The 14,003-nt window shown below is 72.2% G+C and carries 16 protein-coding genes; 10 read left to right on the forward strand and 6 right to left on the reverse strand.

Annotated elements, in window-relative coordinates; translation table 11 throughout:
* Positions 1–54 precede the first annotated feature (54 nt).
* From BM028_RS07745 to BM028_RS07785, 9 genes are all read left to right on the forward strand, one after another.
* Positions 55–969, forward strand: coding sequence for a GNAT family N-acetyltransferase (locus BM028_RS07745; RefSeq protein WP_092385668.1), 915 nt, complete (start codon positions 55–57; stop codon positions 967–969).
* Positions 970–1,095: 126 nt separating this feature from the next.
* Positions 1,096–2,097 carry a matrixin family metalloprotease gene (locus BM028_RS07750; protein ID WP_092385670.1) on the forward strand — a complete coding sequence of 334 codons (1,002 nt, stop codon included), beginning with the start codon at positions 1,096–1,098 and terminating at the stop codon, positions 2,095–2,097.
* Positions 2,098–2,147: 50 nt separating this feature from the next.
* Positions 2,148–2,864: a GntR family transcriptional regulator gene (locus BM028_RS07755; protein WP_092385672.1), complete on the forward strand. Its 717-nt coding sequence runs from the start codon at positions 2,148–2,150 to the stop codon at positions 2,862–2,864.
* Positions 2,865–3,056: 192 nt separating this feature from the next.
* Positions 3,057–4,055 (forward strand): sugar phosphate isomerase/epimerase family protein, encoded by a 999-nt coding sequence (locus BM028_RS07760; RefSeq protein WP_092385674.1) that lies wholly within the window; start codon positions 3,057–3,059, stop codon positions 4,053–4,055.
* Positions 4,052–5,005, forward strand: a complete 954-nt coding sequence (locus BM028_RS07765; protein ID WP_092385676.1) for a 3-hydroxyacyl-CoA dehydrogenase family protein — start codon at positions 4,052–4,054, stop codon at positions 5,003–5,005. The genes BM028_RS07760 and BM028_RS07765 overlap by 4 nt, the downstream gene beginning before the upstream one ends.
* A gap of 11 nt (positions 5,006–5,016) precedes the next feature.
* Positions 5,017–5,784 carry an SDR family NAD(P)-dependent oxidoreductase gene (locus tag BM028_RS07770; RefSeq protein WP_092385678.1) on the forward strand — a complete coding sequence of 256 codons (768 nt, stop codon included), beginning with the start codon at positions 5,017–5,019 and terminating at the stop codon, positions 5,782–5,784.
* A 77-nt stretch (positions 5,785–5,861) separates the two neighbouring features.
* Positions 5,862–7,244 (forward strand): MFS transporter, encoded by a 1,383-nt coding sequence (locus BM028_RS07775; RefSeq protein WP_092385680.1) that lies wholly within the window; start codon positions 5,862–5,864, stop codon positions 7,242–7,244.
* Complete coding sequence (locus BM028_RS07780; RefSeq protein ID WP_092385682.1) at positions 7,241–8,947, forward strand: dihydroxyacetone kinase family protein; 1,707 nt, start codon at positions 7,241–7,243, stop codon at positions 8,945–8,947. The genes BM028_RS07775 and BM028_RS07780 overlap by 4 nt, the downstream gene beginning before the upstream one ends.
* Complete coding sequence (locus tag BM028_RS07785) at positions 8,944–9,714, forward strand: triose-phosphate isomerase family protein (protein WP_092385684.1); 771 nt, start codon at positions 8,944–8,946, stop codon at positions 9,712–9,714. The genes BM028_RS07780 and BM028_RS07785 overlap by 4 nt, the downstream gene beginning before the upstream one ends.
* Positions 9,715–9,727: 13 nt before the next feature.
* On the opposite strand, the gene BM028_RS07790 is transcribed toward BM028_RS07785, so the two are convergent.
* The 6 genes from BM028_RS07790 to BM028_RS07810 all read right to left on the reverse strand — a co-directional run bounded on the left by BM028_RS07790 (position 9,728) and on the right by BM028_RS07810 (position 13,542).
* A complete protein-coding gene (locus BM028_RS07790) occupies positions 9,728–10,399 on the reverse strand; it encodes a response regulator (protein WP_070417406.1) in 672 nt (223 codons plus the stop codon).
* Positions 10,396–11,697: a sensor histidine kinase gene (locus BM028_RS07795; protein WP_139219776.1), complete on the reverse strand. Its 1,302-nt coding sequence runs from the start codon at positions 11,695–11,697 to the stop codon at positions 10,396–10,398. Before BM028_RS07795 ends, BM028_RS07790 begins: the two co-directional genes overlap by 4 nt.
* 34 nt (positions 11,698–11,731) lie before the next feature.
* Complete coding sequence (locus BM028_RS18500) at positions 11,732–11,893, reverse strand: hypothetical protein (protein ID WP_175475656.1); 162 nt, start codon at positions 11,891–11,893, stop codon at positions 11,732–11,734.
* A gap of 124 nt (positions 11,894–12,017) precedes the next feature.
* Entirely contained in the window at positions 12,018–12,704 is a 687-nt protein-coding gene (locus tag BM028_RS07800; protein WP_092385688.1) for an SDR family NAD(P)-dependent oxidoreductase, read from the reverse strand.
* A 74-nt stretch (positions 12,705–12,778) separates the two neighbouring features.
* Positions 12,779–13,099 carry a hypothetical protein gene (locus tag BM028_RS07805; protein WP_092385690.1) on the reverse strand — a complete coding sequence of 107 codons (321 nt, stop codon included), beginning with the start codon at positions 13,097–13,099 and terminating at the stop codon, positions 12,779–12,781.
* Positions 13,100–13,110: 11 nt separating this feature from the next.
* Entirely contained in the window at positions 13,111–13,542 is a 432-nt protein-coding gene (locus BM028_RS07810; RefSeq protein ID WP_071294275.1) for an Hsp20/alpha crystallin family protein, read from the reverse strand.
* Between the two features lie 275 nt (positions 13,543–13,817).
* Between BM028_RS07810 and BM028_RS07815 the strand changes: the two genes are divergently transcribed.
* Positions 13,818–14,000: a hypothetical protein gene (locus BM028_RS07815; RefSeq protein ID WP_070417401.1), complete on the forward strand. Its 183-nt coding sequence runs from the start codon at positions 13,818–13,820 to the stop codon at positions 13,998–14,000.
* The last annotated feature ends 3 nt before the right edge of the window (positions 14,001–14,003 follow it).

Below are 14,003 nucleotides of genomic sequence, written 5' to 3' on the forward strand. Positions count from 1 at the left end.
GTCACGCGGTGCAACGATGTGCGGTCGGTGTCCTCGGCGTCGCAGGATGGACCCATGACGACCGATGCCCCGACGACCGACCTGACCCGACCCGGAGCGGTCGTCCTGACCACCGCGACGGACGTCGAGGCCGTCGTCGGCCACGCCCGCAACACCTACGCCGCCGCCGTCGTCGCGGACACGGCCGGCTGGGAGGACGGGGACCGGCGCCGCCTCGAGGACCTCGGCTTCCGCGGCGGCGACCCCCGCGGCACGGCGGTGCGGACGCTCGACCTCACGATCGCCGACGACGGCACCCCGACCCGGCTGCTCGACAACCCCGCGCTCGCGTCCCTGAACGGCGAGCACGCCCGGTTCGCCGAGCGTCGCGGCGACATCGCGCGGTACCTGCCCGACGTGTCGGTCTGGACCGGGATCCCGGAGCGACCGACGGCCGCGGACTGGGACGACGTGCGCGCGCTGCTCGGACCCGGTGCGGTGTTCGGCGTCGGCGCGTCCGCCGTCCTCCCCGAGGGCTGGCACGCCGTCGAGGGTTCCGGGGGTGTGCAGCTCACCGGCGAGGACATCGAGGGCGCTCCGGACCCCGAGGCCGTCGAGCTCACCCCCGACGACGTCCCCGAGATCCTCGAGCTCATCGCCCGCACGAAGCCCGGGCCGTTCCTGCCCCGCACGATCGAGCTCGGCCGGTACGTCGGCGTCCGGCGCGAGGGCCGCCTCATCGCCATGGCCGGGGAACGTCTGCACCCGCCGGGGTGGACCGAGATCAGCGCGGTGTGCACGGACGCCGACTTCCGCGGGCAGGGGCTCGGACGGCGCCTCGTGCTCGACGTCGCGCACGGCATCCGCGCGCGGGGCGAGACGCCGCTCATGCACGCCGCCGCCGGCAACACCGGGGCGATCGGGCTGTACCAGCACCTCGGGTTCCGGTTGCGGGAGCGGGGTGCGCCGCGGTTCGTGCAGGTGCCCTGAGCACAGTCTCGGCGCGTGTGCACGGCCAGTTCGGGGGGTTGACCGCGCCGTCCGGGGGTCCGCACACTGACTGCGCCCGGCAGGGGGCTGCCGGTACAGGGGACCAGGAGGGTCGACAACGTGCGGATGTCCACCGTGACCGCAGGGGCGGTCGTGCTCGGGATCGCGCTCGCCGCGGTCGTCACCACGTCGGTCGGCGTCCCGCACGCCGATGCCGCACCGTCCTGCCGCGGGGACCGGATCACCGTCACTGCGCTGTCGTCGGGGTGTGCCGTGTCGTCCGGCACGGTCGTGCTGCCCGACGGTCGGCAGTTCCGGGTGCCGCCGGTCGGGACGACGGTCTCCGCGATGCCGGTCGGCGCCGCGGGCAGTACCGACGACGGGGACGTGTCGGTGACGAACACCGGTCGCGCTGGCGTCGCGGTCCTCGTGCACGACCAGTGGTCCGGGGCACCGGCAGCCATCCGCCAGGAGCGTGCCGCCCTCGCGCACCGGACGCTCCCGGGCGGTTCCGGACTCCGGGCCACGGGCGGAGCGGCATCGTCGACGGCGGCCACGGGCAAGACGTCCAGCTGCTCCGCGACGGCGTACACGAAGCTCGGCTTCCGCTGGGCCAACACCGTCGAGTGGAGTTACAACCCGAACAACCAGAAGGTGTCCGGCGCAGCAGCCATCGGCGCCGGTGCCGACGCCTGGACCGGGACCACGTCGGCGTGCGGCCGGACGGTGAAGTCGACGGCGGACGACACGCCCCTCGGCAGCCGCAAACGCGCGATGGGCGTCACCGCGACCGGTGGCTGCGGCGCGTCCGACGGCTCGAACATGGTCGGGTGGGGATCGCTGCGCTCCGGGACCCTCGCGGTGACCTGCGTCTGGTCGCGATCGGGCGTCGCGGTCGAGGCCGACCAGCGGTACTCGACGTCGGTCGACTGGTCCGCCGCGTCGACCTGCTCGGGGAAGCGCTTCGACCTGCGCGGGGTCGCCACGCACGAATGGGGGCACGCGTACGGCCTCGGGCACACCGCGGCGACGAGCGGCCTCGTGATGAAGCCCGCGTCGACGACGTGCGAGACCGGCCAGCGGACCCTCGGCCTCGGCGACCTGATCGGCATCGACGCGCTCTACTGATCCGGACCGGGGCGAGGCGCCCGTGATCCTGGATTCTCTAGGATCGATGCATGTCGACCACGATGCCGGGCTTCGGGACCGAGCGCATCACCCAGCTCGGGCTGCGCGACCGCGTCTACGACCGGGTGCTCGAGGTCCTGATGGGGCACGACGTCGAACCGGGCATGCGCCTGTCGATCGACGGACTGGCCCGCTCCCTCGGCGTCTCGCCGACCCCGGTGCGCGAGGCGCTCGTGCAGCTCGAACGCACCGGGCTCGTCACGCGTGAGGCCAACAAGGGGTACCGGGTGTCCCTGCCGCTCGCCGGCGACCAGCTCGAGGCCCTCTTCGACGCCCGACTCATCGTGGAGTCGGGGGCCGTCGAGCTGGCTGCGCGCGGCGACGTCCCCGCCCTGCGGTCACGGTTGGCGACGGCACTCGCCGAGCAGGCGGCCGTGGCCGAGGAGATCGCCGCGATCGGTGCGGGTGCGGCGTCCGAGGAGCTGATGGCGCGGTTCTTCCGGGCCGACTGGCAGTTCCACCAGGTCGTCTTCGACGCGACGCGCAACCCGTTCCTCGAGGAGATGTCCGAGATCATCACGACCCGCGTCCACCGGATGCGGCAGATCGTCGAGGGTGGTGGCGACGACACCGACCGTGCCGTGCAGGAGCACCGCGCCGTCCTCGACGCACTGGCCGAGGACCCCGCATCGGCGGTCGCGGCGATGCGGCACCACATCGACGCCGTGCGCCTCCGGTCGCGAGCGGACGCGTCGCACACCGCCTGATCCGGCCCGGGCGGACGCCCGTCCCGAGGTTCGGGTCAACGGGACGGGCGTCCTGATCCTCCGTGCCCGCCCTCCTTCGGAGCCCCCCGGACGAGGGGTTTGGTCCGATCGGTTGCGAATCTCCGACGACGGAGTATCTTTCCTATAGGAAAGAGGTTCGACGATGAACCCCGACATGCGAAGGAGCATCCCGTGAGCACACCGCAGGACTGGGTCGACCAAGACTGGGACTCCAGCAGCTGGACGGCCGACACCTGGCCGATCGCGACGTGTCTGCACGGGTTCCCGCAGGTGACGCGGGACGGCGTCGCCTTCCACGACGCGGACCCGGCCGTGTGGGACGACGTGTTCGCGCAGATCGAGGCCGTCGGGTTCTCGCTCGCCGAACTCGCCGACAGCCACATCCGGCCCGCCGACCTCGAACGGTCCCGCCGCGACGAGCTGTTCGCGATCGCGAAGGCGCACGGCGTCGGCATCCCGTCGGTGCACCTGCAGCGCAAGAGCGTCGTCCAGCCCGGGCACGAGGAGGACAACCTCGCCTACGCCCACCGCACGATCGACGCGGCGGCCGAGTGGGGCATGCAGGTGTTCTCGACGGGGCTCCACCAGCCGTTCAACGAGGCCCAGCGGAAGGCGCTCTGGTTCTGGACCGCGCAGGGCCCGAAGGACCCGGACGACGCGGAGGTCCGTGCCGCTGCCGTGTCCCGTCTGCGTGAGCTCGGCGAGCACGCCGCGAGCGTCGGACTCCCGATGGCGCTGGAGCTGTACGAGGACACCTACCTCGGGACCGCGGACAGCGCCGTCCGACTCGTCGAGGAGATCGGCCTCGACAACGTCGGGCTGAACGCCGACGTCGCGAACCTCATCCGCCTCCACCGTCCGGTCGATGACTGGAAGGAGCTGTTCGCGAAGACCCTGCCGTACACGAACTACCTCCACGTGAAGAACTACACGCGGGACGAGGCCGGCGACGGCAGCTGGGCGACGAGCGCGCCGAGCACCATGGAGGCCGGACTCATCAACTACCGCCAGGTCCTGCGCGACGCGGTCGCCGACGGCTTCCGCGGGATCGTCATGACCGAGCAGTACGGCGGGGACAGCCTCGGCGTCTGCGCCACCAACCAGCAGTACATCCGTTCCGTCCTCGCCACCTCGGTGGTCGGGGCGACGAAGCAAGGAGTCACCCGATGAGCACCCTCGACATCGCCGTCGTCGGATCCGGCTACATGGGCGGCGGGATCGCCCAGGTCCTCGCCCTCGCCGGTCACACCGTCCGGATCGCCGACGTCTCGGCGGAGATCGCCGCGTCCAACCGCGCCCGGCTCATCACGGAGACGGAGCAGTTCGTCGCGGACGGGCTGTTCCCCGCTGATGCCGTGTCGCGGGTGGACGCCCACCTCAGCGCCGCCGCCTCGATCGAGGAAGCGGTCGCCTCGGCCGACTTCATCGAGGAGGCCGTCCCCGAGAAGCTCGAGATCAAGCACGCGACGCTCCGGCGCATCAGCGAGGCCGCCCGCCCGGACGCCGTCATCGGCTCGAACACGTCGACGATCCTCATCGAGTCGCTGGCCGAGGCCGTCGTGGGTCCGGAGCGGTTCCTCGGCGTGCACTTCTCGAACCCGGCGCCGTTCATCCCCGGCGTCGAGCTCATCCCGCACCCGACGACGAACGAGCACGCGATCACGGTCGGCGAGACCGTCGTCGCGGCCACGGGCAAGCAGTCCGCGCGGGTGAAGGACTCGACCGGGTTCGTGCTGAACCGCCTGCAGTACGCACTGTTCGAGGAAGCCACGAAGATCGCCGACGAGGGCATCGCGACCCCCGACGACATCGACACCATCGTGCGGACCACGTTCGGCTTCCGCCTGCCGTTCTTCGGCCCGTTCGCGATCGCCGACATGGCCGGACTCGACGTGTACGCGTTCTGCTTCGAGTCGCTGCAGACCCGCTGGCCCGAGCGCTTCGCGACCCCGCCGTCGCTGCAGCAGCACGTCGACGCGGGCGAGCTCGGCACGAAGTCGGGTGCCGGGTACCTCGAGGTGCCCGCCGACCGCACGCCGGAACTCGTCGCCTACCGCAACAAGGCCTACGTCGCGATGCAGAAGCTCCTCGACGAGCTCGGCCCGGCCCCGATCCACTGAGGCGGAACACCATGGACAACGAACAGCAGCACCGCACCGCCGTCCTGACCGGGGCCGCATCGCCCCGGGGGATCGGCCGCGCCACCGCCCACCACCTCGCCGAGGCCGGGTGGGACATCGGCATCATCGACCTCGACCAGGACGCCAGCGCGGCGGTCGCCACCGAGATCCGCGAGCAGCACGGCGTCCGGGCCGTCGGCGTGGGCGCGAACGTCGCCGACGAGACCGCCGTCCGGGCCGCCTTCGACACGATCGAGGCCGAGCTCCACCCGATCGTCGCCCTGGTCAACCTCGCCGGGGTGTCCTCGGCGCACGCGTACCTCGACCTCCCGGAGGGGGAGTGGCACCGCGTGCTGTCGATCAACCTCGACGGCGTGCACTTCGCGAGCCTGCGGGCGGCGGAGTCGATGGTGCGGAACGGCTACGGCCGCATCGTGAACCTGTCGTCGGTCTCCGCCCAGCGCGGCGGCGGCACCTTCAGCAAGACCCCGTACACGGTCGCGAAGGCCGGCGTGATCGGTCTGACCCGCGGCCTCGCCCGCGAGCTCGGCCCGCAGGGCGTCACCGTCAACGCGATCGCCCCCGGGCCGATCGACACCGACATCATGGGCGGCACCCTGACCGAGGAGCGCAAGACCGCGATGGCCGCCGACGGCGTGCTGCCGCGGATCGGCACCCCGAGGGACATCGCCGCCGCGATCGCCTACCTGATCAGCGAGGACGCCGGGTTCGTCACGGGCCAGACGCTGAACGTCGACGGCGGCCTGTACATGCACTGACGGGTCCACCGTCCCCTCCCAACCCACCGCACCGTCCCCTCCCAACCACCGCACCGTGCTCGCAAAGGAGCGAACCCGTGTCACTTCCCCCTGCCCCCGCGCTCGGGTCCACGCACGACCCGGCCCTGAAGTCGGCGATCGGCAAGGCGACGAAGCACCTCATGCCGATGCTCGTCATCCTGTACTTCGTCGCGTTCCTCGACCGCACCAACGTCGGGTTCGCAGAGGAGGCCCTGAGCGTCGACCGCGGCATCTCCGACGCCGCCTTCGCGCTCGGTGCCGGCATCTTCTTCATCGGCTACGCGATCTTCGAGATCCCGTCGAACCTGCTGCTCAAGCGCCTGGGTGCACGCTTCTGGCTCGCCCGCATCGCGATCACGTGGGGCATCGTCGCCGCGCTGTTCTCGTTCACGACGAACGACACGATGTTCATCATCCTGCGCTTCATCCTCGGCGTGACCGAGGCGGGGCTCTTCCCCGGCGTGATCATGTACCTGTCCGAGTGGTTCCCGAACAAGGTCCGCGTGCGGATGTTCGCGATCTTCTACCTGGCGCAGCCGTTCTCGCAGATGATCGGCGCACCGCTGTCCGGCGGACTGATCAGCTTCGGCGACCAGGCCACCCCGTTCCACGGCTGGCAGGTGATGTTCGCGGGTGAGGGACTCCTCGCGGTCCTGGCCGGCATCGCGGCCCTGGTGTTCCTGACGAACAGTCCGCAGCAGGCGAAGTGGCTCGAGCCGGGGGAGAAGGACTCGCTCACGGCAGCGATGGCCCGCGAGGACACCGCCCGCAGCGAGGACGGCCCGACGGGCATCTGGAAGGCGCTGGCCAGCGGCCGCGTCTGGTACTTCACGATCATCTACTTCTGCCTGCAGGTCGCCGTGTACGGCACGACGTTCTACCTGCCGCAGCAGGTCTCGTCGCTGCTCGGGCAGGACGTCGGCTGGCAGGTCGGACTGGTCGCGGCGATCCCGTGGCTCGTCGGCCTCGTCGCCTGCTACCTCGTCGGTTCGCGGGCGGACACCGTCGGGCGTCGTCGACGCTGGGGCACCCGGTTCTACATCACCACCGGCCTGTCGATCCTCGGGTCCGCCTGGGCCGGCGCGAACGGGCAGCCGATCCTCGGCATCCTGTTCATCACGCTGGCGGTCGCGAGCTTCCTCGCGGTGGGACCGATCACGTGGGCGTACCCGACGGCCTTCCTGACCGGGGCCGCAGCGGCCGCGGGCATCGGGCTCATCAACTCGCTCGGCAACCTCGGCGGGTTCGTGGCGCCGATCATGCGCACCGCGATCAACGACGTGGTGCCCACGGACAGCGGAGCGTTCGGCATCGTGTCGCTCGGGGTCCTGGCGTTCGTGGCCGCGGTGATGATCTTCTGCACGAAGTACTTCCGTGGCGCGAAGGCGGACGAGCTGCTCGACACCACGCACGTGCGCACCCAGGGGGACGAGCGATGACCCGGCTCTTCAACGACCCGGCGGACTTCGCCGACGAGTCGACCGACGGGTTCGTCGCCGCGAACGAGCGGTGGGTCCGGAAGGTCCACGGCGGGGTCGCGCGGTCGACCACGTCGCCGGACGGCACGGTCGCGCTCGTGATCGGCGGCGGATCCGGGCACTACCCGGCGTTCGGCGGGCTCGTCGGGCACGGCTTGGCCGCCGGTGCGGCGATGGGGAACCTGTTCGCCAGCCCGAGCGCCCAGCAGGTCACGTCGGTGGCGACGGCCTCCGAGCACGGCGGCGGGGTGCTGCTGAGCTACGGCAACTACGCCGGCGACGTCCTCAACTTCGACGCGGCCGCACGCGCGCTCGAGGCCTCCGGGATCAGCGTCCGCACGGTGCGGGTCACCGACGACGTGGTGAGCGCACCCGCCGATCGCGCGCACGAACGGCGCGGCATCGCGGGGGACCTCTGCGTGTTCAAGGTCGCCGGAGCGGCCGCCGAGCGTGGCGACGACCTCGACACCGTCACGGCGATCGCGGAGCGGGCGAACGACCGCACCCGATCGTTCGGCGTCGCGTTCTCCGGCTGCTCGCTCCCCGGCGCCGAGGAACCCCTGTTCACCGTCCCCGAGGGCCGCATGGCGATCGGCATGGGCATCCACGGCGAACGCGGCATCGACGAGACCGACGTCCCGACCGCCGACGGACTCGCCGCGCTGCTCGTCGACCGGTTGCTCGACGAGCTGCCGGCGGGGGTCGCCGCCGCCGGCTCCCGCGTCGTTCCGATCCTCAACGGCCTCGGTTCCGTCAAGTACGAGGAGCTCTTCGTCGTCTACCGCTCGGTGCAGCGCCGGCTCGTCGACGCGGGCGTCGTCATCGTCGAGCCCGAGGTCGGCGAACTCGTCACGAGCTTCGACATGGCCGGCGTCTCGCTGACCCTCTTCTGGCTCGACACGGAGCTCGAGGAACTCTGGGCCGCCCCGGCCGACACCCCCGCGTACCGCAAGGGCGGTGCCGTCCCCGCGGAGCGCGTCGCACCCTCCGTGGTGGCGGCCGACGCGGCACCCGACGAGGTCGGCCCGGCCAGCGAGGACTCCCGGGCCGTCGCCGTCCAGGTCGCCGCCGGCTTCGCTGCGGTCCGCGCGGTCATCGACGAGCACGCCGACGAACTCGGCCGCATCGACGCGGTGGCCGGTGACGGGGACCACGGCATCGGCATGCAGCGGGGATCGCACGCCGCCGCCGAAGCCGCGTCCGACGCCGTCGAGCGTGGAGCCGGCGCGGGCAGCGTGCTGCGGATCGCCGGCGACGCCTGGTCCGACAAGGCCGGTGGCACATCAGGAGCGATCTGGGGCGCGGCCCTGGAGGCACTGGGTCGCGTGCTCGGGGACGACTCGCGTCCGACGGGTGCGGACGTCGTCGAGGCCGTCGGTGCGGCGACTGAGGCGGTCCTCGCCTTCGGCGCGGTGCCCGGGGACAAGACGATGGTGGACGCGCTCGTCCCGTTCCGCGAGGCCCTCCGTTCGCGGGTCGACGGCGGTGCGGCGCTCCCCGATGCCTGGCGTGCGGCGGTGTCCGCCGCGCAGGACGCTGCGCAGGGCACCGCCGAGCTGGTGCCGAGGAAGGGCCGGGCCCGGACCCACGCCGAGCACGCCGTCGGCACGGTCGATCCGGGAGCGGTGTCCTTCGCGCTGATCGTGGAGGCCGTCGCGCCGTGATCACCATCGGGGTGTCGCTCAAGACGTACTTCTCGCACGCCCGGACCCTGTCGTGGGCGGCCGAGGTCGCGGACGTCGCCCGGCAGCACCCCGCGATGACGTCCGGTGCCGCGTCGCTCTTCGTGGTGCCGACGTTCCCGGCGCTCGTCCCGGTCCGCCGCATCCTGACCGACGCCGGTGCCCCCGTGCTGCTCGGCGCCCAGGACCTGTCGTGGGCCGACGCGGGGGCGTACACGGGCGAGGTCACCGGTGCGGAGCTGCGCGAGATCGGCGTCGACCTCGTCGAGATCGGCCACGCCGAACGGCGCTCCCTGTTCCACGAGACGGACGACGAGGTCGCGGGGAAGGTGCACGCCGCCTTCCGCAACCACCTGCGGCCGCTGGTCTGCGTCGGGGAGCCGACCCGCGCCTCCCGAGCGGAGACCGTCGCCGAGGTGACCGCGCAGCTCGACCGGGCCGTCTCGACGGCGGTCGCGGACGGCCTGGCGGGGCCGCTCGTCGTGGCGTACGAGCCGGTGTGGGCCATCGGCGCCCCGGCGCCGGCGCCCGACGCGCACGTCTTGGGGGTGCTCGCGGGGATCGAGGAGCACCTGGCCACGCGGCCGGAACTCGCCGGGTCCGTGGTGATCTACGGCGGCAGTGCCGGACCCGGGCTGCTCACCCGCGGGCAGGGGCGGATCGGCGGCCTGTTCCTGGGGCGGTTCGCGCACGACCCGGCGGCGATCGCCACGATCCTCGACGAGGCGGCGGCGCTCGAGGGACGCTGAGCCGGCCCGCCGCTCAGGCGTCGCGGGCGCCCGCCAGCCCGTGGTCGTGCGCGTAGACCACGAGCTGCACCCGGTCCCGCAGCGCGAGCTTCCCGAGGATGCTCGAGATCTGCGTCTTCACCGTGGACTCCGTGACGAACTCCTTCGCCGCGATCTCCGCGTTCGACAACCCGCGCGAGGCCCAGCCGAACACGATGCGCTCCCGGTCCGTCAGCGACTGGAACGCCTCGGGCTGCGGAGCCGGCGCGCGCTCGACGTCGGCGCCGAACAGCTGCGAGAGATCGTTCGGCGCGATCACCGAGCTCCCCTCGTGCACCGCCCGGACGGCCGCGAACAGGAACGGCGGCGTGGTGTCCTTCAGCAGGAACCCGCTCGCGCCGAGGCGGATCGCGGTGGCGGCAGCGGGGTCGAGGCCGAACGTCGTCAGCACGACCACGCGGGGGAGCGGCCCCTCGACCGCGCCGGAGAACAGCTGCCGGACGGTCTCGACCCCGTCCATGCCCGACATCCGCATGTCGAGGAGCATCACGTCCGGTCGCAGCTCGGGGATGCGCGCCAGGGCCTCGGCGCCGTCGGACGCCTCGCCGACGACGACCATGTCGTCCTGGGCGTCGAGCACGACGCGGAGGCCTGCACGGAACAGCGCCTGGTCGTCGGTGAGCAGGATGCGGATCGGATCGGTCATCGGTTGGTCCCCCCAAGGACGTCGAACGGGATGCGGGCACGTGCGGCGAACACGTCGTCGAGGACGGCGGCGTCGAAGGACCCGCCGAGTGCGGTGAGCCGGGACTGCATGCCGGCGAGGCCACGGCCGGACCCGCGGGTGCTCACCGGCGGGACGGCGACCGGGCCGGTCCCGACGGTGCCGGCGCCGGGCGCGGCCGTCCCGGCGCCGGGTGCGGCCGTCCCGACGGTGCCGGCGGTCGGGACGAGGTTCTCGACCTCGAGCACCAGGTCGGCCGACCGCCACGTCTCCCGCACCGTCACCGGCATCCCGGGGGCACCGTGTCGGAGCGCGTTCGTGAGCATCTCCTGCAGCACCCGGCGGGCGGCGGTCCCGCTCTCCGGCCCGAGCACCACCGGGACCCCGCGGACGGCCTGGTCGACGTCGACCCCGGCCTCGCGGATGCCTTGCACGATCTCCTCCAGCGACCCCGGGTCGGTCGAGGCGCCGGAGCCGTCGATGTGCCCGAGCACCTGCCGGACCTCGACGAGGGAGCTCCGGGCGGTGCTCGCGATCGTGGCGCTCACCTCGCGGATGCGGGCCTCGTCGGCGAGGAACGGCACCGAGTCGGCCTGCGCGATGATCACGGCGAGGGAGTGGCCGACCACGTCGTGCACGTCGCGGGCGATGTCCGCGCGGATCCGCTCGGACTCGGCGACGTCGATGGCCCGGGTGGCGGTGGCCTCGGCCTCGGTGGCGACGGCCTCGGCTCGGGACGCCGCGGCCTCGGCGTCCGCCCGGCGTTCGGACTCGCGGTCCCGCGAACGGAAAGCCCGGACGGCGACCCCGCCCGCCCAGACCCCGAGGAGCGCCGTCACCGGCGCGGCCATCGCCAGGAACGCCTGGTCGCGCGGGCCGTTGATGAGGACGAGGAACCGGAAGCCGGTGAGTGCGAGGTAGAGCGTCGCGCTGATGCCGGCAACGAACGCCAGCAGGCCGGACACGATGACCTCACCGCGCGTGCCGACGACCGCCGCCGTGCCGATGACCACGAAGATGGCGATGTCGACGAGCGACGGCCGCTCGCCGCCGCCGACCTGGACGATGCCGAGGACGACGACCATGGTCATCGCCGCGGACGGTGAGACCCGTCGGAGCGCGATCGCCCCGGCCGCGGCGAGGACTGCGAAGAAGCTCGCGTGTTCGAGCTCGAGGTCGATCGGGAGCAGGAAGACGAACGCCGCGAAGACCGCCCAGGCCACGTCGATGATGATCGAGCGGGTGGCGAGCGGCCGGATGAACGTGCGCCGTTCCGTCACGGCACGATCATCGCACGGGGGCGTCGTCCGCCGGTCACGGGACCGGCGACATCGCGATGAGGGCGGTGGCCGTGACCGTGACGATCGCGGCGCAGACCAGCAGGGTGGCGATCGTGTGCTTCGTCGAGGACTCCATGCTCCGAGCCTCGCCGAGCGGGGCGCGCAGGGCATCGGGCGCACGGGTGAACGCGTTCATCCGCACGGATGAAGGCGTCTGGTCCGTCGCGACGCGACCGGGTGGCGGCCTGGAGGCGCGGGTCGGGCCCGCACCGCGCCTCCAGGCCCGCAGGTCGCACCGATCTGCCGAACCCGCCCGTCGGTCAGATGGTGATCTGGCCCAGCACGCGGTGGGCGATCGAGATCGACTCACCGGACACCACCGACAGCGGCGACGCGAGGAACGCGACGAGGTCGGCGATCTGCTGCGGGCTGGAGTCGCCGGGGCCACCGGGGCGCACCTCGGTGCTGGGGGTGTCCGTCACCAGCCCCGGGTTGACGACGTTCACCGTGACGCCGGAGCCGACGGCCTCGTCGGCGAGGTTCTTCGCGATGACGCTCACCGCGGTGTTGCGGAGCGACGCGGTGATGTTGCCCGACAGGTAGGCGTTCTGTCCGCTGACCACGACGACGCGTCCGAACCCGGCCTCGCGCTGGGCCGGCAGCACCGCGTTGGCGACGCGGAGGAATCCGAGTGCCTTGCCGTCGATCGCGGTGAGGACCTGCTCGGGGTCAGACTTCTTCGCCGGGTCGAGGGTGCCGGCGCTCGGGGCCGCGGTCACGACGAGGGTGTCGATGCGGCCGTGCTGCTCGAGCACCCGCGCGACACCGGCGTCGACGGAGGCCTGGTCGGCGGTGTCGATCGCGACGCTGTCGGGGGAGTCGCCGGCGCTCCGGGAGGCCACGACGACGGTCGCCCCCTCGGCCCGGAGTCGATCGGCGACGGCGGCGCCGATGTACCCCTTCCCTCCGACGACGAGCGCGACACGGTTCTTCAGTTCGAGGTCCACGCGGTCACGCTACGCCCGGAACGCCTCGGGCTCGGCACACGTCGTGCACCGAGCCCGAGGCGTCGTCGGTTCGATCAGCTGCTGCGGCCGCTCCCGCCGACCGTCAGGAGCGCACCGGTGTCGGTCTCGTCCGCACGCGGCGGCTCGAACAGGCCCGAGTACGCCCGGACGGCGCTCCAGCCTGCGATGAGCAGGACGGTGCCGGCGACGGCGGCGACCCACGGCACCACGGCCCACCGGTCCCAGAGCGACGGGACGGCCAGCCACGTCAGGAAGTTCCCCGCGAGGCCGCCCGTCGCCCCGAGCAGGACCGCGGTCCGTCGGTCGAGACTGGGCAGCGCGAGCGCGACCGTCACGGCGGCGATCGCGGCCAGGGCGTTGACGAGGTCGAACACGGCTGCCGCTCCTACTCCCCGCTGCCGACGGCGAGCTGCTCGCGGCCACCGCCCGTGGTGACGGCGATCTTGCGGGGCTTCGCCGACTCCTTCACGGGGATCGTGACGCTCAGGACGCCGTTGTCGTAGCCGGCCGTGATGCGCTCGGCGTCGAGGCCGTCGCCGAGCGTCAGCTGACGGACGTACGTGCCCGGCTGGCGCTCTCGGGTGAGCCACTGCGAGCCCTCGGGAGCGCCGAGGGTGCGCTCGGCGCGGATGGTCAGGACCGAGCCGTCCACGTCGATGTCGACGGAACCCGGGTCGATGCCGGGCAGGTCGACGTCGAGGACGTAGTGGTCACCCGTGCGGTAGAGGTCCATCGGCATCGAGCGGGGGCCCGCGGTGCCGAGGAGGGAGCCGGCGAGACGGTCCAGCTCGCGGAACGGATCGAAGTTCATCGTCATCGGTGTCAACTCCTTCGTGTCTGGTTGAGTCCCCTCGACTCAACTGCGACATGTTCTAGCACTCAAGCCTGGCGAGTGCCAAAAGAACGCTCGGAATCCGCTCGGAGCCGCGGATCCCCGGCGACGGTGAATGACAGCGATGTAGTTCGGCTGGGCTGACTGTTCAGTGCGTGAACCGTACAGAACACGAATTGTTCGTTTTGCTGATCGTTCACGTTGTGAAAGACTTCGGGCGTCCGATGGGGACAGCAACGACGACGAGGGGCGGTATCGCAATGCACAGCACGTACACCGGGATGCCGCGACAGGCTCGGCTCGGCGGCACCCACACGCGCGTCGGTCTGACCGACCCCGCGATCATCGACGCCTACGTCGAGCGCCGCATCCAGGACCCGTCGCTCCTGTCCGGTCGCTCCGAACCGTCCTACGCCGACTTCTTCTCGGTCCCGGCGGCCTAGGCC

It is taken from the genome of Curtobacterium sp. YR515, from assembly GCF_900113095.1.
GTDB lineage: Bacteria > Actinomycetota > Actinomycetes > Actinomycetales > Microbacteriaceae > Curtobacterium.